The sequence below is a fragment of the Amycolatopsis saalfeldensis genome (assembly GCF_900110575.1).
Taxonomy (GTDB): domain Bacteria; phylum Actinomycetota; class Actinomycetes; order Mycobacteriales; family Pseudonocardiaceae; genus Amycolatopsis; species Amycolatopsis saalfeldensis.
The window spans coordinates 179,642-203,242 of sequence record NZ_FOEF01000005.1; the positions used below are offsets into that span (position 1 = coordinate 179,642).

Annotated in this window: 22 protein-coding genes and 1 pseudogene; 12 read left to right on the forward strand and 11 right to left on the reverse strand. The window is 72.6% G+C overall.

The genetic code is table 11. The annotated features are described in order from the left end of the window. Positions 1-29: 29 nt before the first annotated feature. Entirely contained in the window at positions 30-596 is a 567-nt protein-coding gene (locus tag BMY97_RS14170) for a peptide deformylase (RefSeq protein ID WP_091617272.1), read from the reverse strand. Positions 597-736: 140 nt separating this feature from the next. On the opposite strand from BMY97_RS14170, the gene BMY97_RS14175 reads away from it, so the two are divergent. After that, positions 737-1,045, forward strand: a complete 309-nt coding sequence (locus BMY97_RS14175; RefSeq protein ID WP_091617273.1) for a DUF3263 domain-containing protein — start codon at positions 737-739, stop codon at positions 1,043-1,045. Then, positions 1,042-1,689 carry a LytR C-terminal domain-containing protein gene (locus BMY97_RS14180; protein WP_091617274.1) on the forward strand — a complete coding sequence of 216 codons (648 nt, stop codon included), beginning with the start codon at positions 1,042-1,044 and terminating at the stop codon, positions 1,687-1,689. The genes BMY97_RS14175 and BMY97_RS14180 overlap by 4 nt, the downstream gene beginning before the upstream one ends. Positions 1,690-1,736: 47 nt before the next feature. Here BMY97_RS14180 and BMY97_RS14185 read toward each other — a convergent pair whose 3' ends face one another. Both BMY97_RS14185 and BMY97_RS14190 read right to left on the reverse strand, forming a co-directional pair. Further along, on the reverse strand, positions 1,737-4,028 hold the full coding sequence (locus BMY97_RS14185; RefSeq protein WP_091617512.1) for an AAA family ATPase: 2,292 nt from the start codon (positions 4,026-4,028) through the stop codon (positions 1,737-1,739). 10 nt (positions 4,029-4,038) lie between these two features. Continuing rightward, the gene (locus BMY97_RS14190) at positions 4,039-4,656 is read right to left on the reverse strand and encodes a nitroreductase family protein (protein ID WP_091617275.1); all 618 of its coding nucleotides are present in this window, start codon (positions 4,654-4,656) and stop codon (positions 4,039-4,041) included. Between the two features lie 76 nt (positions 4,657-4,732). On the opposite strand from BMY97_RS14190, the gene BMY97_RS14195 reads away from it, so the two are divergent. After that, entirely contained in the window at positions 4,733-5,377 is a 645-nt protein-coding gene (locus tag BMY97_RS14195) for a TetR/AcrR family transcriptional regulator C-terminal domain-containing protein (protein ID WP_091617276.1), read from the forward strand. A 4-nt stretch (positions 5,378-5,381) separates the two neighbouring features. Here BMY97_RS14195 and pssA read toward each other — a convergent pair whose 3' ends face one another. After that, positions 5,382-6,374: a CDP-diacylglycerol--serine O-phosphatidyltransferase gene (gene pssA, locus BMY97_RS14200; RefSeq protein ID WP_091617277.1), complete on the reverse strand. Its 993-nt coding sequence runs from the start codon at positions 6,372-6,374 to the stop codon at positions 5,382-5,384. 2 nt (positions 6,375-6,376) lie between these two features. Continuing rightward, positions 6,377-7,090, reverse strand: coding sequence for a phosphatidylserine decarboxylase (locus BMY97_RS14205; RefSeq protein ID WP_091617278.1), 714 nt, complete (start codon positions 7,088-7,090; stop codon positions 6,377-6,379). A gap of 257 nt (positions 7,091-7,347) precedes the next feature. On the opposite strand from BMY97_RS14205, the gene BMY97_RS47020 reads away from it, so the two are divergent. Beyond that, positions 7,348-7,524 (forward strand): hypothetical protein, encoded by a 177-nt coding sequence (locus tag BMY97_RS47020; RefSeq protein ID WP_177231338.1) that lies wholly within the window; start codon positions 7,348-7,350, stop codon positions 7,522-7,524. A gap of 38 nt (positions 7,525-7,562) precedes the next feature. Here the strand turns inward: BMY97_RS47020 and BMY97_RS14210 are convergent, their stop codons facing one another. Then, positions 7,563-7,850, reverse strand: a complete 288-nt coding sequence (locus BMY97_RS14210) for a GlsB/YeaQ/YmgE family stress response membrane protein (protein WP_091617279.1) — start codon at positions 7,848-7,850, stop codon at positions 7,563-7,565. Positions 7,851-7,925: 75 nt separating this feature from the next. On the opposite strand from BMY97_RS14210, the gene BMY97_RS14215 reads away from it, so the two are divergent. Both BMY97_RS14215 and BMY97_RS14220 read left to right on the forward strand, forming a co-directional pair. Further along, entirely contained in the window at positions 7,926-8,489 is a 564-nt protein-coding gene (locus BMY97_RS14215) for a helix-turn-helix domain-containing protein (RefSeq protein WP_091617280.1), read from the forward strand. 243 nt (positions 8,490-8,732) lie between these two features. After that, entirely contained in the window at positions 8,733-9,737 is a 1,005-nt protein-coding gene (locus tag BMY97_RS14220; protein WP_091617514.1) for an MFS transporter, read from the forward strand. 3 nt (positions 9,738-9,740) lie between these two features. Here BMY97_RS14220 and moeA read toward each other — a convergent pair whose 3' ends face one another. Continuing rightward, the gene (moeA, locus tag BMY97_RS14225; protein ID WP_091617513.1) at positions 9,741-10,946 is read right to left on the reverse strand and encodes a molybdopterin molybdotransferase MoeA; all 1,206 of its coding nucleotides are present in this window, start codon (positions 10,944-10,946) and stop codon (positions 9,741-9,743) included. 265 nt (positions 10,947-11,211) lie between these two features. Here moeA and BMY97_RS14235 point away from each other — a divergent pair, with 265 nt between their 5' ends. The 4 genes and pseudogenes from BMY97_RS14235 to groL all read left to right on the forward strand — a co-directional run bounded on the left by BMY97_RS14235 (position 11,212) and on the right by groL (position 16,005). Continuing rightward, on the forward strand, positions 11,212-11,829 hold the full coding sequence (locus BMY97_RS14235) for an AIM24 family protein (RefSeq protein WP_091617281.1): 618 nt from the start codon (positions 11,212-11,214) through the stop codon (positions 11,827-11,829). Between the two features lie 103 nt (positions 11,830-11,932). Then, complete coding sequence (locus tag BMY97_RS14240; RefSeq protein WP_005164266.1) at positions 11,933-12,139, forward strand: cold-shock protein; 207 nt, start codon at positions 11,933-11,935, stop codon at positions 12,137-12,139. A 68-nt stretch (positions 12,140-12,207) separates the two neighbouring features. Next, positions 12,208-13,086: pseudogene (locus tag BMY97_RS48390) on the forward strand (serine/threonine-protein kinase); the annotation flags it as partial. Between the two features lie 1,290 nt (positions 13,087-14,376). Further along, entirely contained in the window at positions 14,377-16,005 is a 1,629-nt protein-coding gene (gene groL, locus BMY97_RS14250; protein ID WP_091617282.1) for a chaperonin GroEL, read from the forward strand. Between the two features lie 60 nt (positions 16,006-16,065). Here groL and BMY97_RS14255 read toward each other — a convergent pair whose 3' ends face one another. Then, positions 16,066-16,395 (reverse strand): hypothetical protein, encoded by a 330-nt coding sequence (locus BMY97_RS14255; protein WP_091617283.1) that lies wholly within the window; start codon positions 16,393-16,395, stop codon positions 16,066-16,068. Positions 16,396-16,652: 257 nt separating this feature from the next. Continuing rightward, on the reverse strand, positions 16,653-16,895 hold the full coding sequence (locus BMY97_RS14260) for a PspC domain-containing protein (protein WP_091617284.1): 243 nt from the start codon (positions 16,893-16,895) through the stop codon (positions 16,653-16,655). Positions 16,896-17,026: 131 nt separating this feature from the next. On the opposite strand from BMY97_RS14260, the gene BMY97_RS14265 reads away from it, so the two are divergent. Further along, positions 17,027-17,836: a transporter substrate-binding domain-containing protein gene (locus tag BMY97_RS14265; protein WP_091617516.1), complete on the forward strand. Its 810-nt coding sequence runs from the start codon at positions 17,027-17,029 to the stop codon at positions 17,834-17,836. Positions 17,837-17,842: 6 nt separating this feature from the next. On the opposite strand, the gene BMY97_RS14270 is transcribed toward BMY97_RS14265, so the two are convergent. Continuing rightward, the gene (locus BMY97_RS14270; RefSeq protein ID WP_091617285.1) at positions 17,843-18,778 is read right to left on the reverse strand and encodes an o-succinylbenzoate synthase; all 936 of its coding nucleotides are present in this window, start codon (positions 18,776-18,778) and stop codon (positions 17,843-17,845) included. A 67-nt stretch (positions 18,779-18,845) separates the two neighbouring features. On the opposite strand from BMY97_RS14270, the gene BMY97_RS14275 reads away from it, so the two are divergent. Beyond that, entirely contained in the window at positions 18,846-21,647 is a 2,802-nt protein-coding gene (locus tag BMY97_RS14275; RefSeq protein WP_091617286.1) for an AfsR/SARP family transcriptional regulator, read from the forward strand. 1,138 nt (positions 21,648-22,785) lie between these two features. On the opposite strand, the gene BMY97_RS14280 is transcribed toward BMY97_RS14275, so the two are convergent. Then, positions 22,786-23,547, reverse strand: a complete 762-nt coding sequence (locus BMY97_RS14280; protein ID WP_091617287.1) for a DUF4253 domain-containing protein — start codon at positions 23,545-23,547, stop codon at positions 22,786-22,788. Positions 23,548-23,601 lie beyond the last annotated feature (54 nt).

Consider the following 23,601-nt stretch of genomic DNA (forward strand, 5'->3'; position numbering starts at 1 on the left):
TTCATGACGGTTCTCGCCGTCATGGACACTCAGGCGTCGGCGGGTTCCTTGGGCGGGGTCCAGCTCAGGCCGGGGACGCCCCACTTGTTCTTCTTCAGCATCTTCTTCGCCGCGCGGGCGTGGCGGCCGACGAGGCGGTCGAGGTAGATGAAGCCGTCGAGGTGGTCGGTCTCGTGCTGGAGGCAGCGTGCGAAGTACCCGGTGCCCTCGACCTCGATCGGGTTGCCGTCGACGTCGAAGCCGGTCACCTTGGCCCACGAGGCGCGCCCGGTCGGGTAGGACTCGCCGGGGGCCGACAGGCAGCCCTCCCAGTCGTCGTCCGGGTCGGGCATGGTCTCGGGGATCTCCGAGGTCTCCAGCTTCGGGTTGACCACCGCGCCGCGGTGCTCGACCCCGTCGTCGTCCGGGCAGTCGTAGACGAACAGCCGCAGGTCGAGGCCGATCTGGTTGGCGGCGAGGCCGACCCCCTCGGCGGCGTACATCGTTTCGAACATGTCCTCGACGAGGGTGCGCAGCTCGTCGTCGAACTGCGTGATCTCGCGGGTCGGCTGGTGCAGCACCGGGTCGCCGGCGATGCGGATGGCGTGGACGGTCACGAGCGGCGAGTTTAGTCGGACCCCTCTGGTACACCTGGATCGGACCGTGACGCGCCGGGTCGGATGCCCATGTCGAGACTGGGTTCCGTGGTTGAATGGCGCCCGCGGAAGGACAGCCGAAACCGAGCACGAGGAGCCGCATGGACGCCGCGGAGTCGATGGCTGAGGACCAGCCGTCGCCGCCGGAAACCGTGGGTGGCCTGACCGAGCGCGAGATGCAAATTCTCGCCTTCGAGCGTCAGTGGTGGCGTCATGCCGGCGCCAAGGAGAACGCCATTCGTGAGCGCTTCTCGCTGTCCTCGACCCGCTACTACCAGCTGCTGAACACGCTGCTGGAGAAGCCCGAAGCAGTGGAGGCCGATCCGATGCTGGTGAAGCGGCTCCGCAAGACGCGGGCCGCGCGGCAGCGTAAACGCGGCGCCCGGCGGCTGGGGATCGAGCTGTCATGAGCTTCTTCTCGGGACTGTCCCGGCCCCTGCGGGCCGCGGCCGTCGCCTTGATCGGGGTGGCCGTGGTCGCCGCGGTGATCGGCGGCGTCACCCTGGCGACCAGCGGCGGGTCGAACGACAACACCGCCGGTCCCAGCAACTCGGCCGGGCCCTCCTCTCCGGCTTCGTCCGGTGCGCCGTCGTCGGCGCCGGGCTCGTCGAGCGCGCCGCCTTCGTCACCGAGCGCGCCGCCGTCCTCCTCGGCCGCGCCGGGCTCGTCCTCGGCGGTCCCGCCGGGCGGCCAGCCCACCGGTCAGCCGGGCCAGCCCGGTGGCCAGCCGGGGACCGACCAGCAGGCGTCCAACAAGTGGGTCACCGTGCGGGTCTACAACAACTCCCTGATCAAGGGCCTCGCCGAGCAGGCCGCGAACGACTTCCGCGGCGCGGGCTGGAACGTGCCCGAGGTCGGCAACTACTCCCAGGGCGTGATCGACCACACCACGGCCTACTTCCGCCCCGGCACCGACGAGGAGGCGGCCGCGAAGCAGCTGGCCACCGAGTTCGGCTTCCAGGCGCAGCCGCGGTTCGACGGCATCCAGAACTCGAGCCCCGGCGTGATAGTGATCATCACCAAGGACTACCAGAGCGGCCACAAGGGCAGCTGACCAGCGCGAACGTGAAAAGGGGGCCACCCAGCCGGGCGGCCCCCTATTCAGCGTTCCTGCTGCGCCTGGGCGTACGCCTCCAGCGTGGCCAGCTGCGCGGGATCCAGCGACGGCCGCACGGCCTCGCGGGCCTTGGCCAGGTGCGCGGAGGTCACCTCACGGGCCTCCAGCGACTCGCGCATCGCGGTGAGCGCGGCCTCGCGGATCAGGGCGGCGCAGTCGGCCGCGGAGTAACCGTCCAGGGTGGACGCCAGCCCCTTGAGGTCCACATCGGACGCCAGCGGGGTGTTCTTCGAGGTGGCGATCAGGATGGCGGCCCGCGATCCGGCGTCCGGCGGCGGCACGTAGACGCGCCGTTCCAGCCGCCCGGGCCGCAACAGCGCGGGGTCCACCAGCTCGGGCCGGTTGGTGGCGCCCAGCACCACGACCTCGCGCATCGGCTCCACCCCGTCCAGCTCGGTGAGCAGGGCGGCGACCACGCGGTCGGCCACGCCGGAGTCCGAGGACTGGCCGCGCCGCGGCGCGAGCGCGTCGATCTCGTCCAGGAAGATCAGCGACGGCGCGGCGTCGGCGGCCCGCCGGAACAGGTCGCGCACCGCGCGCTCCGACTCGCCGACCCACTTGTCCAGCAGCTCGGCGCCCTTGATCGCGAAGACGTTCAGCGCGCCGGTGCCGGCCAGCGCGCGCACGAGGAAGGTCTTGCCGCCGCCGGGAGGCCCGTAGAGCAGCACACCGCGCGGCGGGTCGACGCCCAGCCGTGCGAACGAGTCCGGGTAGCGCAGCGGCCACAGCACCGTCTCGGTCAGCGACTGCTTGACGTCCACCATGTTGCCGACGTCGTCGAGCGTCAGCCCGCCGGTGGCCAGGTTGTCCGAAGTGGACAGTGAGATCGGCCGGACGGTGGCCAGCGCGTCGAGCAGGTCCTGCTGGGCGATGCGCGGCTCCTCGGCCTCACGCTGGCGCAGCGCGGCCCGCAGCGCCGCGTCCCGGCGCAGCGCGATCAGGTCCGCGGCGACGAACCCGGGCGTCCGCTCGGCGAGCACGCCCAGGTCGGCGCCCGGTTCCACCGGCACGTCACGCAGCAGGATCCGCAGCAGCTCGGTGCGGGTCTTCGCGTCGGGCAGCGGCAGGCCCAGCTCGCGGTCGAGCAGCTCCGTGGTGCGCAGCCGGGGGTCGGCGGACTCGGCGCGCTGGGTCGTCGCCACCAGGGCCAGGCCCTCGTGACGCAGCGCCGTGCGCAGCTCCTCCAGCAGGACGGTGGCCACGGGCGGCGGCTGGGTGGCGGGCAGCAGCGCGTCGACGTCGTTGATCAGCAGCACGGCCGGCCCGTCGCCGTCGGTCGCGCGGGTGATCGCCTCTTTCAGGCGGGCGTGCGCGGCATTCGGCTCCAGCACGGCGATGTTCGGCGCGGCCAGCGACACCACGCGCACCTTCTCGGCCTTGGCCACGGACCGTACGAGCGACGCCTTCCCGACGCCTTCCGGCCCGGACAGCAGCACTCCGAGGTGGGCTGTGGTGCCGAGCCGCGCGAGCAGCTCCGGGCGGTGGAACGCCAGGTCGAACCACTCGGCGAGCTTGCGGGCCGCGCTTTCCGCGCCGACCAGGTCGGTCACCGGCGGCACCGGTTCGGCCGCCTCCACGGACTCGGCGACCACCACCTCCTCGATGACCTCCGCGTCGATGTAGTCCTCGGCCGCGGTCACGGCCGTGCTGCGGACCAGCGCCGTCGCGCTGCGCGTCGAGGGCTCGCCGCCGGCCGGCTCGCCGGTGCGCGCCCCGCCCCGCCAGCTGACCACAGTGGACGGCCCGATCGCGACCACGCCGGCCGGCTCGGTGGCCGTGACCGTGAGCAGCTCGTTGGTCCAGGTGGCGCCGATCGCGCGGGAGAGCTGGCCGCGCACGGCGATGACGTCCGCCCCCGGAACCGGGGAAAGGTCTTGCGGCAGCAGGGAAACCGCGTCGCCGAGGGTGACCACCTTGCCGGTCAGCGCCAGCCGCAGGGTCTGCGGCGGCACCGACGCGCTGGCCAGCCGGGAGCCCGCGACCGTCACCGTCTTCGCCGCGGCCACGTCGGCCGGCGCGACGACGATCTCGGCGCCCTCGGTGATGCCGAGGTTCGACATCGTGACGTCGTCGGTCAGCACCACGCCGGGGGTGCCCTCCTCGTCGGACGGCGCCGCCAGCGCGGCGCTCCGGCGGGCCCCGGTGAGGTGCACGGCGTCCCAGGCACGCAGGCCCAGCGCGTCGAGCACCTCCGGGTGCAGCCGCACCACCCCTCGCCGGGAGTCGAGCGCGGACGGCGTGTGCCGGACGGTCAGCGTGATCTGGGGGTCGCTCACGCTGCTCACCCTAGCGACGCGGGCCCGCCCAGGCGTCGAACGACAGGATCTCTTCGACCGGCGGCCGGGGCGCGGGCGAGAACTCGGCCTGCTTCGAGTAGGCCACCGCGATGAGGCCGATCTGCGTGAAGCCCTCGGGGATGCCGAGCAGCTTCGCGACGTCCTCCTCGTGGTCCACGACGTGGTACGAGCACATCGAGCTGGCCAGCCCCCGGGTCCGCAACGCGAGCTGGAAGCTCCAGACCGCCGGGTAGATCGAGCCGTAGTACGCCGACTGCTCGGCCGGTGAAGACGGCGGACGGCCGGGCATGCACGGGATCACCAGCGCGGGCACCTGGCCGATGTGGTCGACCAGGTGCCGGGCCGACACGAACATGCGGCTGTCGACCTGGTCGGCGTAGTGCGCCCAGGCGGCGTGCGCGGACCGCTGGACGAGCGGGGCGATCCCGGCCCGGATCGCCGGGTCGGTGACGGCGATCCAGCGCTGCGCGGTGAGCAGCCCGCCCGCGGCCGGCGCCTGCTGGGCGACGCGCAGGCAGTCCGCGATGACCTCGTGGGCCACGGGCCGGTCGAGGTCCAGCTTCCGCCGGACGGAGCGGGTGGTGGTGAGCAGCGTCTCGGTGTCCATGGGTTCCCTCCGGAGCTGATACTTACGACGTAAGCGTACACCGTAAGTACTTACGACGTAAGCTACGCTGGCCGACGTGGTCCGGGAGACGCTGACACGCGAGAAGGTGCTGGAAGCGGCCCTGCGCCTGGTGGACGAGCACGGCATGGGCGCGCTGTCGATGCGCAAGCTGGCGGCGGAGCTGGGCGTCGAGGCGATGTCGCTGTACAACCACGTCAAGAACAAGGGCGATCTGCTCGACGGGATCACCGCGCACGTCTTCGAATCCGTGCCGCTGCCGGACGAGGGCTGGGGCTGGGAGACACGCGTCCGGCACCTCGCGGAGGGGCTGTACACGGCGTTCACGCGGCATCCGGCCGTGGTGCGGACGCTGGCGGCGGAGGAGGCGAACCCGCGTTCGCCGGGCGCGCTGCGGGTGATCGACGCGCTGGTGGGCGCCCTGCTCGACGGCGGGCTGGACGAGGCCGCCGCCGCCCGCGGCTACCGCTCGCTGATGGGACTGACGTTCGGCGCGGCCCTCGCGGACTCCGTCGGGCTGGCCGGCACCCCGGCCGAACGCGAAGAACCGGTCGACGACTGGTTCTCGCGCATGGTCGACCCGCGTGAGCACCCGAACCTGCTGCGGGTCCTGCCCGCCCTGCGGTCAGTGGACTGCGTGCAGGACTTCCAGGCGCAGCTTGCCTTGCTGGTGGCCGGATTGCGGGTTTCCGCGGCGCGGTGAGCGGTTACTTGCGCCGGATCCCGATCCGCCGCCAGCTCCGGCGGCGCTGGGCGGGACCGGAGCCCGGGCCAGCGCCGGTGGTGGTGCCGTGGTCGCGATCGCGGTGGGCGCGGGTGGCCCGGACGAAGTCGGAACCGTTGCGGGGCAAGCGAACGGCGCGCATGGCGGCCCCCGCGACCCGGCGGGAGGCCGGGCGCAGCCGGAGCCGTCGCTGGCTGCGGGCACGGCGGATGGCGCGGCGTTCGCGCGGCGGGACCGTCCAGGCCTCGGGGTGCGCGGCGAGCCAGCGGTTCCGGTAGACCGCGTACGGGATGTGCAGCAGGTACAGCACCAGCGCGGCGGCCAGCGCCACCAGCGGGAACTGGATGATCGCCGCGGCCAGCAGCCCGACGCCGACCAGCAGCGGCGCGATCGCCTTGGCGGGTGCCTTCACGGTCTTCAGCGACAGCGTCGGGATGCGGCTGATCAGCAGCACGGCGACGGCGATCGTCCACGCCAGCACCACGTACTGCTGCGACCACCAGCCCTGGCCCCACTGCAGCGTCATGATCAGCGGCAGCATCGCGACCAGGCCGCCGGCCGGGGCGGGCACGCCGACGAAGAACTCGCCCGCGTAGGCCGGCTGGTCGGTGTCGTCGAGCAGGGTGTTGAAGCGCGCGAGCCGCAGGATCATGCAGACCGCGAAGATCAGCGACGCGACCCAGCCGATGCGGTCGCCGCCGGACTGCCACACGTACAGCACCAGCGCGGGCGCGACGCCGAACGAGATGCCGTCGGACAGCGAGTCGAGTTCCGCGCCCATTTTCGACGTGGCGTCGAGCAGGCGCGCGATGCGGCCGTCGAGGCTGTCCAGCACGGCGGCGATGCCGATCGAGGCGATCGCCATGGCGTAGTTGTTCGTGAGCGCGAACTGCACCGAGGAAAGCCCGGCGCACAAGGCGAGCACGGTGATGGCGTTCGGCAGCAGCCGGATGCCCGGGGTGGTCACGCGGACCATGGTCAGCCTTCTCCAAGCGCGGGGAGTTCGGCGATCACTGTCTCGCCGCCGACCGTGCGCTGGCCCTTCGAGACCAGGACGCGGCTGCCGGGCGGCAGGTACAGGTCGACGCGGGAGCCGAACCGGATGATGCCGTAGGTGTCGGCGGCGGCCACCTTGTCACCCTCGCGGATCTCGCACAGGATGCGGCGCGCGACCAGCCCGGCGATCTGCACGACGACGAGCTCGTGGCCGTCGGCGGTGCGCATCAGCACGGAGTTGCGCTCGTTGTCCTCGCTCGCCTTGTCCAGGTCCGCGGACAGGAACTTGCCGGGCCGGTAGGCCACCTTCTCGATCACCCCGGTGGCCGGCGCGCGCTGGACGTGCACGTCGAACACCGAGAGGAACACGCTCACGCGCATCCGCGGCTCGGCGGGCAGGCCCAGCTCGGGCGGCGGCACGGCCTCTTCGAGCAGGGAGACGAGTCCGTCGGCGGAGGCAACGGCGACGTTGTCGCGCGCGGGCGGCACCCGCTTCGGCTCGCGGAAGAACGCGGCGGTGGCCGCGGTGGCGAGCGCGCCGACGACGCCGAGGCGCTTGGAGAACCGGCGCAGCACCAGCGTCGCCGCGAGGCCGCCGAAGACGAACGGGCGGCCCGCCGGGTGCATCGGCGGCACGGTTTCCCGGGCCAGCTGGACTGCGTGCGCGAGGGGGTTGCCGGTGGGCTTGCCGCTCATGGGTCGGTTTCCCCGCTGTTCGTCATCGGAGGGAGGGAAGGGACGGGATACGTCCGATTCGGGCTTCACCACGCTACCGCTCGTCGGCGGGCGGACACGCCCGCCCCTGGTGGGCGAGGTGCCGGACCCCCCGCAAGGGTTTCCCCGCCACGGGTGGGAGCGACCACAATCCGCTAACGTTCAGTGGAAATTCTCGATAACTCTCGGTAGTTGACGCCGCTCGGGGCTGGTCCCCGGGCCGACCTGCCGAGGTGACGATGAGCGTTCCGGATTCGCTGACGGAGCTGTTGTGCGCCTGGCGCCGGGACGTCGCCTCGGTACCGCTGCCGATGCTCGTCGACCCGGCCCGGGCGGTGCTGGTCCTGCGCCACGCAGCGCGGGTGCATGCATCCCCCGACGACGCATGCACCCGCGTGCGGAACGACTCAGCTTAGTGGTTCACGGCGTTTGCTGACCGATCGTCGGCAAACCGTTACAAACGGTCACGGTCACGATGGCGGCCCGCGGCGCTGACCAGGCGCAGGATCGCCAGCAGCACGATCGCGCCGAGGATGGCGACGCCGAAGCTGGGGAAGTCGAACCCGAACCGCTGGTGCTCGCCGGTGGCGAGCTGGTAGACGAAGCCGCCGAGGGCCGCGCCCAGCACCCCGACCAGCACGCTGACCAGGCAGCCTTGCCGGCGCCGGTCCGCGCCGCCGACCACGATGTTCGCGATCCAGCCGACGAGCGCGCCGAAGATGATCCAGGTGAAGAAGCCCATGGCGGCCAGGATACCGGGGCTCGGTTTGCTCAAGAGATATTGTACAAGAGTAATTGTGCAACTAGTCTTGTGCGTATGGCCGAACGCGAAGTCCACGAGATCCGCGACTCCCGGGTGCTGGCGGCGATGTCGCACCCGCTGCGCCGCCGCCTGCTCGACATCCTGAAGCTCGACGGCCCGGCGACGGCGTCCGTGCTCGCGGAGAAGACCGGCCAGGCGGTGGGGAACATCAGCCACCACTTGAAGGTGCTGGCGGGCGCGTCGCTGGTGGAAGAGGCGCCCGAGCTGGCGCGCGATCGTCGCGAGCGCTGGTGGCGACGGCGTTCGCGCGCCCTGTCGTGGTCGTCGGAGGATTTCGTCGGTGACCCCGTCGCCGACGCCGCGGAGACCCTGAGCCTCGACCGGCAGGCCTCCCTCGCGCGCACGTGGCTCGCCGCGATGGAGACCGAGGCCCCGCAGTGGCGCGATTCGTGGTTCGACAACGAAACCTGGGCCCGGCTGTCCGCCGCGGAGCTGGACGAGCTGAACTCGCGGGTGATCGCGCTCTTCTCGGAGTACTCCGAACGCGACTTGCCCGAAGATGGCGTTGAGCGTCGCCCGGCGTTCCTCTTCGCCCGCGGCTTTCCCGCCCAGCCGTGACTCGTCGGCTGGGACGGGATTTCCGGCTGCTGTGGGCCGGTGGGCAGATCCGCGCCGGTCGGTTCCTCGCGCCAGCGCGGACTTTCGGCTGAGCCGCGCGCTCTTGCCGAGTTGTCCACATCGCGGTGGTGCTGTGGACAACTCGGCGAGCTGGGCCTTTTCGTCGGTGGGCACCGATAGACTGGACAAGGGCCGTCCCCCGGAGGATGGGCGGGGGCTGCGCTGGCGCCGAAGCGGCCGGTGATGGCGGCCTGCAACACCGTCTCCATGGTCGTGTTCGCGAGTGTCCCGCTCGCGCAGCTGGCCGGGGTGCTCTCGGTGCCGTACCTGCTCGGGGTCGCGCTGGCGGCGGGCACCGCGAAGGTCTTCTTCTCCGTTGCCTATCGCAGTTATCTGCCGGTGCTCGTCGAGCGGGAGCACCTGCTCGCGGCCAACACCCGGTTGCAGGGCAGCGAGTCGGCCGCGCAGGTCGGCGGGCCCGGGCTGGCCGGGGTGCTGGCGGCGGTCTTCGGTCCGGTGAGCGGGATTCTGGCCGACGCCGTCAGCTTCGGGGTTTCCGCGCTGTGCCTGCGGGCGATCCGGCAGCGGGAGGCGAAACCCGCTGCCGCGGCACGGGTCCGGCTGCGGACCCAGGTCGCGGAGGGACTGCGGTTCGTCGCCGCGGATCCGTACCTGCGGACGCTCGTGGCGTTCGGCGCGGTGTCCAACCTCGCGCTCGACGGGTACGCCTCGATCCAGGTCGTCTTCCTCGCGCGTGACCTCGACGCCGGGCCGGGCACCATCGGCCTCGTGCTGGCGGTCGCCGAGGTGGGCGGCGTCGTCGGCGCACTACTGATCGGGCGGCTGGCCACGCGGTTCGGCACGGCGCGGGCGTTTCTGCTCTGCGAGGCCTTCGCCGCCCCCGCGATGCTGATCGGCCCGGCGGGCGGCCTCCTCTGCTTCGTGGTGGCCGGAGTCGCGGTCAGTGGCGGGCTCGTCGGGTCCAATGTGGTCGCCGGCGCCTTCCGCCAGGGCTACTGCCCGCCCGAGCTGTTCGGCCGGATCACCGCGTGCTCCGCCGTGGTCAACTACGGCACGATCCCGCTGGGCGGGCTGCTCGGCGGGATCCTCGGGCAGACCCTCGGCGTGCGGGAGACGATGGTCGTGATGGGCGCCGTGCAGCTGGCCGCGCTCGCGATCCCGGTCTTCAGCCCGGTGCGCCCGCTGCGGGATTTCCCGCAGCGCCAAGGAGAACGCGACCTGGTGTAGACGCTAGAGCAGCAGCACGTCCACCTCGTCGCCCTCGGCCACCTCGGTGACGTCCTCCGGCAGCACGATCAGGCAGTTCGCCTGGGTGAACGCCGCGAGCAGGTGCGAGCCGGGGCCGCCGCGCGGGCCGACCTGGCCGGTGACCTCGCCTTCGGTGGGCGTGTAGAAGCCGCGGCGGAACTGGCGGCGGGCGGCGGGCGAGGACATCGGCTCGGTGAGCCGCGCGCGGACCCGGCGGCGGTCGACGTCCGTGTGGCCCATCGCCGACAACAGGGCCGGGCGGAGGAACGCCTCGAACGACACCAGCACGCTCACCGGATTCCCGGGCAGCGTCACGACCGGCACGCCGTTCCAGCGCCCGCAGCCCTGCGGCCCGCCGGGCTGCATCGCGACCTTCCGGAATTCCACGCCCTGGCCGGTCAGCGCGTCCTTCACCACTTCGTACGCGCCCGCGGACACCCCGCCGGACGTCACCAGCAAGTCGGCCTCGGCCAGCTTCGGCTCGATGACCGCGCGGAACTCCGCCACGTCGTCCACCACACTGCGCACCACGTCCACCCGGCAGCCCAGCCCGCGCAGGGCGGCCGCCAGCATCACGCTGTTGGACTCGTAGATCTGCCCGTGCCGCAACGGGTTCGGTGCCTCGACCAGCTCCGTGCCGGTCGACACCACCAGCACCGACAGCGGCCGGTACACCGCCAGCTCGGCCAGCCCCACGGCCGCGGCCAGGCCCAGCTGCGAGTGGCCGAGCACCGTCCCCGCGTGCAGCGCGAGAGTCCCCTTCACGACGTCTTCGCCGGTGCGCCGCACGTGCGTGCCCGCGGCCGGCGCCGCCGAGATCACCACCGACGACGTGCCGCCGTCGGTGTCCTCCACCATCACCACCGCGTCCGCGCCGGGCGGCAGCGGCGCACCGGTCATGATCCGGTGCACCGTGCCCGGCTCCAGCGGGGCGACGTCCACGCGGCCGGCCGGGATGTCGTCGGCCACCGGGAGCGTCGCGGGCCGCGCCACGCTCGCCCCGGCGATGTCGGCCGCGCGCACCGCGTAGCCGTCCATCGCGGAGTTGTCGAACGGCGGCAGCGACACCCCCGCGTGCACGTCTTGGGCCAGGACGAGACCGGCTGCCCCGGCCAGCGGGACGGTGGTCACAGGCGCGCGTCCGAGCAGGTCGGAGACGGTGCCGCGATAGGAGTCGACGGAGATCACGCGGACCATCCTCCCTTGCCGCGGCGGCCGTGCAACACTCTCCCGCGGCAGGAGTCAGGGATCAGGGGAGTGATCATGCAGGTTTCGGTCCGCCACCGGCCGTCGTTCGCGGTGGCGCGGTTGACGCCGGCGCCAGGGGAGCCGGCACAGGTCGAGTCCGGCGCGACGATGGCGACCGGCTGCGGCGTGACCCTCCGGCCGCCGGCCCCGGGCGGAACCATGAACGGCCCCGGGCCCTTCTCCCACCAGCCTTCCCGCTCCTGACATGCGCGTCCACACCAGGCACACCCCCAACTTCGGCGTCGCCCGCGTCCTGCTGGCGCCGGGCGAAGCCGTGCAGTCGGCGGGCGACACGATGCTGGCGACCAGCTTCGGCGTGACCGAGTCCGCGCCCTCGCGCGGCGGCGCGCGCAAACCGGGACTTTCGCTGTTCACCGCGCCCGCCGAGGGCGGCTGGGTCGACCTCGCGCCGATCGGGCCCGGCGACGTCTACCCCCTCGAGCTGACCGGCGCCACCGGCTGGTCGGTGCACCGCGGCGCCGTGCTCGCGCGCCCCGCGTCGGTGCGCCACGACCAGACCTGGGCGCCGTTGCAGCAGCTCTTCGGCGCCGACTCGGGATTCCTCGACCACTACAGCGGCACCGGCCCGCTCGTGCTCACCGCGCCCGGCCCGGTGGACTCGTTCAAGCTGTCCGCGGGCGAGATGGTCACCGTCCGGCCCGATTACGTGCTGGCGTACCCGGACACCCTGCAGTGCCGGCTGCGCGCGGTCGACCCGAGCGGGCCGCAGTCGCTCAAGACCGGGGAAGGGCTGGTCCTGGACTTCGCGGGACCCGGCACCGTGCTGGTGCAAGCCAGGAACCGGCGGGTTTCGCACGCCTGACGGGCCGTCGGATTGCCCATTGCCGAAGACCGTAATTCCGGTAGCGTGAACTGCACTTCCAGCCGCTACCGGGGCAGCGGATCTTGTCCACAGGGAGGGCGCCGTGGCTGTCGGCACCGTCAAATGGTTCAACTCGGAAAAGGGCTACGGATTCATCGAATCCACTGAAGGCCCGGACGTCTTCGTGCACTACTCGGCGATCCAGGCCGACGGTTTCCGCACGCTCGACGAAGGCGATCGCGTGGAGTTCGAGGTCCAGTCCGGCCGCGACGGCCGCAGTCAGGCCGCGGACGTCCGGAAGGTGTCTTGAATCCGGGCTCCTGACCAGTTGGGCGAACCGGGGGTGGCTGCGGATTCCCGGGCGTTAAGCTGCGCAGCGTGACAGGCGACGTGTCGGGGGACCTCACCGGTCGACGGCTGGGCAACTACCGCATCGACTCGGTGCTCGGCAAGGGCGGCATGAGCGTGACCTACAAGGCCACGGACGTGCGCCTGGGCCGCAAAGTGGCGCTGAAGATCATCGGTGACCACCTCGGCGCCGACGCCGAATTCCGCGAGCGCTTTGTCGACGAAGCCCGCAACACCTCCGCCATCGACCACGCCAACATCGTGCCGCTGTACGACTTCGGCGAGCTCGACGGCATGCTCTACATCGCCATGCGCATGGTCGACGGCGGCGACCTGGCCGGCCTGATCTCCGGCGGCCCGATCGCGCCCGCGCGGGCGCTGTCCCTGCTCGACCAGGTCGCGGACGCCCTCGACACCCTGCACAACCGTGGTCTGGTCCACCTCGACGTCAAGCCCGCCAACGTCCTCGTCACCAGCCGCGAGACCTCGCGCGAGCACGTCTACGTGGCCGACTTCGGCCTGACCCGCCGCGGCGCCACCGGCCACCGCACCCGCGGCGGCGACTTCCTCGGCTCGCCCACCTACGCCGCGCCCGAACACCTGCGCGGGGAGCCGCTGGACGGGCGCACCGACCAGTACGCGCTGACCTGCGTGCTGTTCGCCTGCCTCACCGGCAGCCCGCCGTTCAAGGGCGATGTGCCGACCGTGATCAAGGGCCACCTCAACGGCGAGCCCCCGTCGGTTTCGCGCGTGGTGGCGCTGCCCGCCGCGGTCGACGACGTCGTCCGCAAGGGCATGGCCAAGAGCCCGGCCGACCGCTACCCGAACTGCGTCGCGATGGTCGCCGCCGCGCGGACCGCGCTCGGGCCACTGGCCACTTCGGACACTCCGCCCGGGCCGCCGGGCACGCTCCCGGCCGCCGCGGCGCCGGGCGAGATGGCCGCCATGCAGCCGTACGGGGGACAGCAGCCGCCCCCGGGCTACGGCCAGCCGGGAGTCGGCCAGCCGGGGCCCGGTCAGGGCGCTCCGGGTGCTCCGGGGCAAGGCGGCATGGACGGCGCGAGCAGCCAGAGCGGCGCGATGGCCGCGTGGTCCGGACCAGGTGGCGTGGACGCCGCGCACAGCCAGGGTGCCGGGAACGCCGGGTGGTCCGGCCAAGGTGGCCAGGGTGGTCTTGGTGGCCCTGGCGTGGCCGGATCTGGTGGCCAGGGCGGACTCGGCGGTCCCGGCGCGGCTGGACCCGGCGGGCCTGGCGCGGCTGGACCCGGTGGGCCTGGCATCGGTGGTTCCGGCGCTACCGGGCCTGGTGGTCAGGGCGGACTCGGCGGTCCCGGCGCGGCTGGACCCGGCGGGCCTGGCGTCGGTGGTTCCGGCGCGGCCGGACCCGGCGGACCCGGTGGGCCCGGCGTCGGCGGTCCAGGCTGGGCTGCTCCCGGCACGTCGAACGGCCCCGGCGGCCCGCAGCACGGCACGCCGCAGCAAGGCCCACCCCCCGGTTACGGCGGTTACCCCGGCCAGTCCGGCATGCCGCCCCAGGGATTCCAGCCAGGACCCCAGCAGCCGGGACCCCAGCAGCCGGGTTACGGCTACCCGGGTCAGCAGGCTCACCCGGGCCAGCCCGCGTACGGCGGGATGCCGCACCCGGGTTACGGCCCTCCCGGTGAACCGATGCGGTTGCGGCCGCCGTCTCCCGCGGGCGGGCCCAGCGCGTTCCAGCAGTCGAAGAGCGGCGGGCTGAAGTGGCTGTGGATCGGGCTGGGCGTGCTGGTGCTCGCCGGGCTGGTCGTCGGCGCGATCTTCCTGTTCGGCGGCGGCAGCGGCAGTGGCGGGGGCACGAACCCCACCACCGCGCCCAACATCCCCGTCGGCCCGGGTGGATCGCAGTCCAACGCGCCGGCGACCTCGCTCAAGGCGCCGCCGACGTCGATCTCGATCCAGCCGAGCCGCTGACGCTGACCTGCACTTCTTGCACTCTCACCCCGCGAGTGCTAAACACGGACCTGGCACTCGACGCCGTTGAGTGCCAGGTGGGCGGTCACCGACCGCTCGCCTGAAGGTCGGGACGGTGAGGCTGGCCCCAGTGGCCGGTCGTCCGTCGCGGGCACCGAGCCTGGCCGAGGAAGAGTCCTGCTGCCGCCGCTGCTGGCACCACAGAGCGCAGCGCGGCGGTGGCGCCCAATACCGGAGGACCACACCGTTATGGCCAAATTGATCGCGTTCGACGAGGACGCCCGCCGCGGTCTTGAGCGCGGCCTGAACATCCTCGCCGATGCCGTCAAGGTGACGCTCGGCCCGCGTGGCCGGAATGTCGTGCTCGAAAAGAAGTGGGGCGCGCCGACCATCACCAACGACGGTGTCTCCATCGCCAAGGAGATCGAGCTCGAAGACCCGTGGGAGAAGATCGGGGCCGAGCTCGTCAAGGAAGTTGCCAAGAAGACCGACGACGTCGCGGGTGACGGCACCACCACCGCCACCGTGCTCGCCCAGGCGCTCGTGCGCGAGGGCCTGCGCAACGTCGCCGCGGGTGCCGACCCGATCAGCCTCAAGCGGGGCATCGAGGCGGCCGTCGAGGCCATCACCGAGCAGCTGCACAAGGCCGCCGTCCAGATCGAGACCAAGGAGCAGATCGCTGCTACCGCCTCGATCTCGGCCGCTGACCGCACCATCGGCGAGCTGATCGCCGAGGCGCTGGACAAGGTCGGCAAGGAAGGCGTCGTCACCGTCGAGGAGTCGAACACCTTCGGCCTGGAGCTCGAGCTCACCGAGGGCATGCGCTTCGACAAGGGCTACGTGTCCGGTTACTTCGTGACCGACCCGGAGCGTCAGGAAGCCGAGCTGGAGGACCCGTACGTCCTGCTCTTCGGCTCCAAGATCTCGAACGTCAAGGACGTCCTGCCGCTGCTGGAGAAGGTCATCCAGTCCGGCAAGCCGCTGCTGATCATCGCCGAGGACGTCGAGGGCGAAGCCCTGGCCACCCTGGTCGTCAACAAGATCCGCGGCACCTTCAAGTCCGTCGCCGTCAAGGCGCCGGGCTTCGGTGACCGCCGCAAGGCCATCCTGCAGGACATCGCGATCCTGACCGGTGGCCAGGTGATCTCGGAGGACGTCGGCCTCAAGCTGGAGAACGCGGACCTGTCGCTGCTGGGCCGTGCCCGCAAGGCCGTGATCACCCGTGACGAGACCACGATCGTCGAGGGCGCGGGCGACGCCGACCAGATCCAGGGTCGCGTCAACCAGATCCGGGCGGAGATCGAGAACTCGGACTCCGACTACGACCGTGAGAAGCTGCAGGAGCGGCTCGCGAAGCTGGCCGGCGGCGTCGCCGTCATCAAGGCCGGTGCCGCGACCGAGGTCGAGCTCAAGGAGCGCAAGCACCGCATCGAGGACGCGGTGCGCAACGCCAAGGCCGCCGTGGAAGAGGGCATCGTCGCCGGTGGCGGCGTGGCCCTGATCCAGGCCGCCGAGGTCGCGTTCGCGGGCCTGAAGCTCGAGGGCGACGAGGCCACTGGTGCCAACATCGTCAAGGTCGCCGTCGAGGCGCCGCTCAAGCAGATCGCGATCAACGCCGGCCTCGAGGGCGGCGTTGTGGCGGAGAAGGTCCGGTCCCTCCCGCAGGGTCACGGCCTGAACGCCGCCACGGGTGTCTACGAGGACCTGCTCGCCGCCGGCGTGCCGGACCCGACGAAGGTCACCCGCTCCGCGCTGCAGAACGCCGCCTCCATCGCGGCGCTGTTCCTGACCACCGAGGCCGTCATCGCGGACAAGCCGGAGAAGGCTTCGGCCGCTCCGGCCGACCCGTCCGGTGGCATGGGTGGCATGGACTTCTGAGTTCGGGCTACTGCTTCACCGGGAAAGCCCGGTCCGCTTCGGCGGGCCGGGCTTTTTCTCTTATGCGGTAAGGAAAGCGAAGGCCACGGCCGGGACCAGCAGCCCGGCCGCGAGCAGGCCGAGGCCCCAGCCCCAGGCCGTCCCGGCCCGCCGGGCCCGGCAGACGACCACGATCGCGGCGACGGCGGTCGGCAGCACGGCCCCGATCGGGCTGAACGCGAACGCGACGGCGCCCGCGCAGTCGCTGGTGTCGCCGTCGTCGGTGCACATCGCGCTGAACCCCAGCAACAGCAGCGATACCGCGCCGGCCCCGAGGACGAGCAGCCCGCCGAGCGTGCACACCACCGCCCGAGCGGTGACGACGGAAGCCGGAGCCGGCGAGTGGGTCATGACGGTCGGACGCGGGCGCGGCGGTCCCCGTTCCGGCGTGAACGCGTGAGCGCCGCGGGGGACTGCTTCATCGCGTGCGACACGGGCCCGGAGGCCCGGTCCGCGCATGAGGAAGGGCCCGGACGCCTCCCCTGGCATCCGGGCCCTTCCGTCCTCCCCCTTGGGGCGTGCACCCCGTTTCCCCTTGTCCCGCACCACGACCCCCGTCTGCGGTGCGGGTCGGGCGCCGGACCCCCTGCGGCCGGCGCCCAGGTGGGTCAGGCGGCCGTCTCGGCCGGGGCCGTCGCGTCGGCCGAGTCGGGTGTCAGGAGGGCGGCCGCGGCGTAGACCGGGAGGACGACGCCGGCCGAGAGCACCGCGCCGGCCACCGCGGCGATGCGCACCATCGACGGGTCGACGCCGAGGTAGTCGGCCCAGCCGGCGCAGACGCCGGTCAGCTTGCGGTCGGTGCTGCTGCGGAAGAGCTTCTTGGTTTCCGGGGTGTACACGCTGTTCGTCATGTCTTCATCCTGCGGCGTCAGCGGTTCCGCCACATCGGGGAACGGCCCGGAGACCGACCCTGGACTCCGACCCTGAGCCCGGCTCAGGGAAAACCGGATGCCCGCTGGTCCGCGGTGGCGGGCAAGATGGCCTGATGGTCAAAACGAGGGTGGTCGCGCTCGGAGTGGTCCTGCTGGTCGTGCTGGGCGTCGGCGCGGCGGCAGCGGCCCCCGGAGGTGACGGCGCCGGGTGGTCCGGTGCTGGACGGCTCGGTGAGATCGTCGCGCGCGGCGAGCTGCGGGTCTGCGGCACCGGCGACTACCGGCCGTTCACCTACCTCGACTCCGACGGCCGGTGGAGCGGCATCGACGTCGACCTCGCCGCGGATCTCGCGCGGCGGCTCAGCACGCGGCTCACCCTCGTCCGGACCACCTGGGCGAAGGTGGCCGTCGACGTCGGGAACCGGTGCGACCTCGTGATGGGCGGGGTTTCCGTGACCCCGGCCCGCGCCCGCACGGCGCTGTTCACCACGCCGTACCTGGGCGACGGCAAGACCCCGATCACACGCTGCGCGGACGTCGCGAAGTACGCCACGCTGGCGCAGATCGACCGCGCCGGCGTGCGCGCGATCGTCAACCCCGGTGGCACCAACGACCAGTTCGCGACGGCGAACCTGCACCACGCGACCATCGTGCGCTACCCGGACAACAACACGATCTTCGAGCAGCTCCTCGCCGGTCGCGCGGACCTGATGATCACCGACGCGTCCGAGACGCGGTGGCAGGCGCGGCAGCACCCGCAGCTGTGCGCCGTGCACCCGGACCAGCCGTTCACCCAAGACGAGAAGGCCTACCTCCTGCCCCGCGGCGAGGACGCCTTCCGGCAGTTCGTGGACCGGTGGCTGCTGGAGGTGCGCGAGGACGGCACGTACGCGCGGGTCACGCGGCCTTGGCTCGGTTGAGCCGTTTCAGCGCAGGGCGCGGACTCGGGACAGCCGGCTTTCCCATACCGCGGCGACGTCCGGCGAGGCCGGGAACGATGTGAAGCGGTCCGGCTCCGGCGCCTGCGGCAGGACCGGCAGGTAACCGTCCACAGGGGACAGTGAGCGGCCGCAGACGTCACCGGTCAGCAAGGAGATCGTGCCGAGGCCGCACGCGAAATCGAGTTCGGGCAGCGCCCCGGCGAGCGCGAGCCCGGCGGCCAGGCCGACGCTGGTCTCCACCGCGGACGACACCACACACGGCAGCCCGCAGGCCTCGGCCACCTCCAGCGCGCGGCGGACCCCGCCCAGCGGCGCGACCTTCAGCACGGCGAGGTCCGCGGCCCCGGCGACGGCGACCTTCAGCGGGTCCTCGGCGCGGCGGATCGACTCGTCGGCCGCGATGCGCACCGAAACCCGGCGGCGGACGGCGGCGAGGTCTTCGATCGTCGGGCACGGCTGTTCGGCGTACTCCAGGCCGCCCGCGGCCCGATCCAGCTCGGTGAGCGAGCGAACGGCGGTGTCGACGTCCCAGGCGGTGTTCGCGTCCACGCGGAGGGCACCGGCGGGGCCGAGCGCGTCCCGGACCGCTTCGACGCGCGCGCAGTCTTCGGCCAGCGTCGAGCGCTTGTCCGCGACCTTCACCTTCGCCGTCCGGCAGCCGGAGGCCCGGACCAGCTCGTGCGCGCGCTCCGGCGTTACGACCGGGACTGTGGTGTTCACCTCGACGCGATCGCGCACCGGCGCGGGCCAGCCCGCTTCACTCGCCTCCAGCGCGGCGGCGAGCCACGGCGCGCTTTCGGCGTCCGAATAGTCCGCGAACGGGCAGAACTCACCCCAGCCGGCGGGCCCCTTCAGCAGCAGGCCCTCACGGACGGTGATACCCCGGAACTGGTTGTGCAGCGGCAGCGCGTAGACCTTCATCGCCCCTGATCATGCCATCGCCGCCGGGTGGGGAACTCGGATGCCGATCGGCCGGGTACCCACCAGAATGGGAGAGGTGGACGGCCTGGACTTTCGCGTACTCGGCCCGGCCGAGGTCGTGGCCGGCGGCCGAGCCGTGCCGCTGGGCGGCAGCCGTCCGCTGATCGTGCTGGCCGGGCTGCTGCTGCGGGCCAACCGCGTGGTGTCCGTCGACGAGCTGGGCCGCTGGCTCTGGGACGACGACCGGCGCCGGTCCAAGGGCGCGCTCCAGACGTACGTGCTGCGGCTGCGCCGCGCGCTCGGCGAAGGGGTGGTGATCCGCACCGAGCGCGGCGGCTACCTGCTGGAGGTCGACGAGGCGCTGGTCGACCTGGGCCGGTTCCGCGCGCTCGCCGCCCGCGGGCGCGAGGCCGCCGAGCGCGGGGAGCACCGGGCCGCGGCCGAGCTGTTCGCCGAAGCTCTCGGTGAGTGGCGGGGGCCGGCGCTGCAGAATGTCGAATCTGAGGCCCTGCACCGCGACGAGGCCGGCCAGCTCGCCGAGGAGCGGACCCGCGTGCGCGAACTGTGGGCCGACGCGCTGCTGGCGATCGGCGAACACGCTGCCGTCATCCCCGTGCTGACCCGGCTGACCAAGGAGAACCCGCTGCGGGAGCGGCTGCACGAGCAACTGGTGCTCGCGCTGTTCCACTCCGGCCGCCAGGCCGAGGCGCTGGCGGTCTACCGGCGGATCCGCGACGTGCTGGCCGACGAGCTGGGGCTCGACCCCGGCGCGGGCCTGCAACTGGTGCACCGGCTGGTGCTCAACGGCGCGGAACCGGACGACCTCGCGCTCCGCCATCCGGCCGCCGAGCCGCGGGTGCCGCGGCAGCTGCCGGCCGACCTCGGCGCGTTCGCCGGGCGCGAAGCCGACCTCAAGGCGTTGCACGCGCTCCTGCCCGAGGCACTGGACGACGGCACCTCGACTCCCATCGCGTCGGTGGAAGGCATGGGGGGTATAGGAAAAACAACGCTGGCGGTCAATTTCGCCCACCGGATCGCGGAGCAGTTCCGCGGCGGGCAGGTGTACCTCAACCTGCGCGGTTACGGGCCGGGCGACCCGGTGGAGCCGATCGCGGCGCTGGAAACGATGATCCTGGCGCTCGGCGTGCCGTGCGACCAGATCCCCGCGGACCTCGACGGCCGCGCCGCCACCTGGCGCACCCACACCGCCGGCCGGCGGCTGTTGCTGGTGCTGGACAACGCGAACAGCACCGAGCAGGTGCGCCCGCTGCTGCCCGGCCCCGGCTGCCTGGTGGTGGTCACCAGCCGCTGGCAGCTGCGCGCGCTCGTGGCGACGCACGGCGCGCGGCGGGTCGCGCTGGAGCAGCTCGGCGAACAGGACGCGGTGGAGCTGCTGGCGTCGGCGATCGGCGTGGACCGCGTGAACGCCGACCCGGCGGCGACCGAGCGGTTCGTCCGTTACTGCGGCGGCCTGCCGCTGGCGATCCGGATCCTCGCCGTGCGCGCGGCGCAGTTCCCGGACTTCCCGCTGGGCGAGTTCGTCTCGGCGCTGGACGCGGAGCCGGACCGGCTGGGCTCGTTCGACCTCGGCGACGGCGAGGAGACGAACATCCGCTCGGTGTTCTCGTACTCCTACCGCGCGCTGGCGCCGCCGGCCGCGCGGCTGCTGCGACTGCTCGGCTTGCCCACCGGCCCGGACTTCACGGCCGGGGCCGCGGTGGCGCTCGCCGGCCGGGACCCGGTGAGCACCCGGGCGGCGCTCGACGCGCTCGTCTCGGCGCATCTGCTTTCGCAGCCGCAACCCGGGCGGTACCAGTTCCACGACCTCATCCGCGTGTACGCGGGGGAGCTCGCGCACCACGTGGACGACGAGGAGTGCCGCGCCGCCGCGCTGGACCGCCTGCTGGACTGGTACCTCGGGTCGGCGCTGAACGCGTCGCGCGCGATGCGGCCAGACCGTTTCTACCGTTCGCTCGGCCTCGAGGGCTGGGCCGTCGGCGTGGAGTTCGCGGATTACCACGCCGCTCTCGGGTGGTTCGCCGCCGAGTACGGCAACCTCGTGTCGGCTGTGCATCTGGCGTTCCGGCAGCGGCGGTACGCGCACTGCTGGAAGCTGACCTGGCTGTTGCAGACGTACTTCGCCGGCCGCGCGCGGATCAACGACTGGCGCGCGGTGTACGCGCTGGCGCTGCGGGCCACCCGCATCTCCGGCGACCGCGACGGCGAGGCGGGCATCCTCAACGGCCTCGGCGTGATCGACGGGGTGATGCGCGACTACGCGTCTTCGCGGAACTACCTGGAGCAGGCGCTGGCGATCCAGCGCGAGCTCGGTTCGCGCGAGGGCGAGGCGCGGGCGCAGTACAACCTCGCGATGGCGGCGAACAATCTCGAGGACTTTCCCAGCGCGTACGAACACGGCACTCAGGCCCTGCAGATCGTCCGTGATCTGCGGCTCGGCGGTTTCGAGGCCAACGTGCTGCGCGCCCTCGGCGACCTCTGCACCACGATGGGCGACCATCCGCGCGCGCTCTCCCTGGCCGACGAGGCCCTGGCCCTGACCCCGCCCGACGGCGATCCACGTGAGGGCCGGTACTCCCTGCACACCCGCGGCCGGGCCCTGCTCGGCCTCGGCCGCCACCGCGAGGGCATCGAGTGCATGTCCGACGCCGTCGACATGTTCTTCGCGATGGGCGAACAGTACGAAGCCGCGGACGTCCTGGCCCAACTCGGCTCGGCCCACCTGCGCCTCGGCCACGTCGCCGCCGCCCGCGACTGCTGGCTCCGCTCAGTGCGGCTGCTGACCGACATCGGCCACCCCGACGTCGATGACGTGCGCGCCAAGCTGGCCGCACTGGTCTCTGTCCACTGAGGACTGGCGGGTGGCCGTGCTGCCACGCGGCCGTGCCGCCGCACCTGCCAGGTGCCGCGCTGCTGCGCCGCGGTGCCGCCGGGCGGCGGTGCCGCCGCACCTGCCAGGTGTTCGCGCTGCTGCGCCGCGGTGCTCTGCTGAGGCGAGCGCTGTGTCGAAGTATTGCGGCGCGCTACTGGGGCCGCTGTGCTGTGCCCGGAGGTCGGCTACCGGTGCCGGGCTGCGGCGCTGTGCGGCTTGCTGGCGGCGGCGAGCTTGACGGCGGTCGGGCGGGCACAGTCGGGGTTGGTGCGGCGGCCGGGCGGGCGCGGTCGGGCTGGTGCGGAGGTCGGGTGGGCACAGTCTGGTTGGTGCGGCGGTCGGTCGGGTGCGGCGGTCGGGTGGGTAACGGCGGTCGGGTGGGCGCGGGTGGCGGTCAGGTGGGCGTGGCCGGGCAAGGGGCCGGTGAGCCGGAAGAAGGAGAAGCGGAGGGCGGCCGGGCGCGGTGGTCGGGTGCGGCGGTCGGGTGGGTAACGGCGGTCGGGTGGGCGCGGGTGGCGGTCAGGTGGGCGTGGCCGGGCAAGGGGCCGGTGAGCCGGGAGAAGGCGGTGCGGCGGTCTGCGTGCCGACCCCCAGAGACAGCAGGCAGACCACCGGCATCCGTACGCCTCACTCAATCGGAAGCCGCTCACTGTTCGCTCACTGTGGGTCGGAGGGAGGGCTGCCGCTCTGGTCGTTCGGTGACTGGTGTGATGCGAGCATGCTGGAATCGGGCGCGAACACGAAGTCCGACGGCGTCCCGTCGAACCATGCCTGCCCCGGCCGTTGCCGCGAACAGAACGGCCCGTTGGCCCTCACGGCGTTCAGCTGCCGCGAGAGGCATTCCAGCCCACGCTGCGGTACCAGCACCACCGGACAGAAATCCTTGCGCCACAGCGGATATCCCCGAACCGAAGGGTCGCTTCGGGTTTTTCGCCGCGGGCGGTTCCGGTAGACCCGCCCGCGCGGCTCTCTCCCGGACACCCGCACCACGTTCCGGGACATTCGACCCAACTGTGGGGACGCCCGTCTCACCGCCATCGCGCAGCTGGGTTCGAGCTGAAATCTGCGCCGGGACGACCGAGCTGGACGGGCTCGCGACCGCGCGGCCCTGGCGCCTTCAGGCCCACGAGAACCTCCACAACCTGGACTGGACCAGCTCGGCCGCGTACTCCCGGAGGTTGCCGGGCTGGGCGAGGTACGTGGGCAGGCTGAAAGCACGGTGCTCGGCCGCGACGGTGAGGGCGCGGGCCTGGTTGCGCGGCGGCGCGGAGACGGACAGCACCAGCGAGTCGAAGCCCACGCTGAGCAACGTGGCCCCGAACCGGTCCTCCCAGCTGCGGAGGACGGCGGAGAGCTCGGCGACCTGGTCGGTCAGCTTGATCATGCCCGTCCAGCCGAGGTGGGCCGGGATGTCGGCGGGACGGCTGGTCTGGACCAGGCCCAGCCGGTGCGAGGTGCGGGTGGACAGGATGGAGCCGGTGTTGCCGGCCTCGGCCAACGGGTCGGACCGGCGGTGGGAGCGGCGGGCCAGGCCGGGGAACCGCGTGCCGAACGGGCGCAGGCAGGCGCCGTCGCAGCAGGAGCTGTCCCACCAGCGCGCGAGCACCTCGGCCGGGTCGGCGGAGCCGACGCGGTGCCCGGCCGGCGCGAGATGGCCGCGGTCGTCCAGCCAGTCTTCACCGCGCGCGGCGAAGCGCTGGTCGTGCGGGATCAGCACCGGCCAGAGGCCGGACCGGTCGAACTCCGCGACACAGCTGAGATACCGCTCGGGCCGGGCGAGCGGCTCGTCGGACACCCAGATGCGCCCGTGCCACCGCCCGGGCGGCAGGGTCTGGACCGGCGGTGCCCCGAGGCCGGGGCGGAACGGTGCGATCGTCATGGCTTCCCCTCGAACTGGTGTTCGGTAGTGCATGTCGAACAGTAGTTCGAGGGT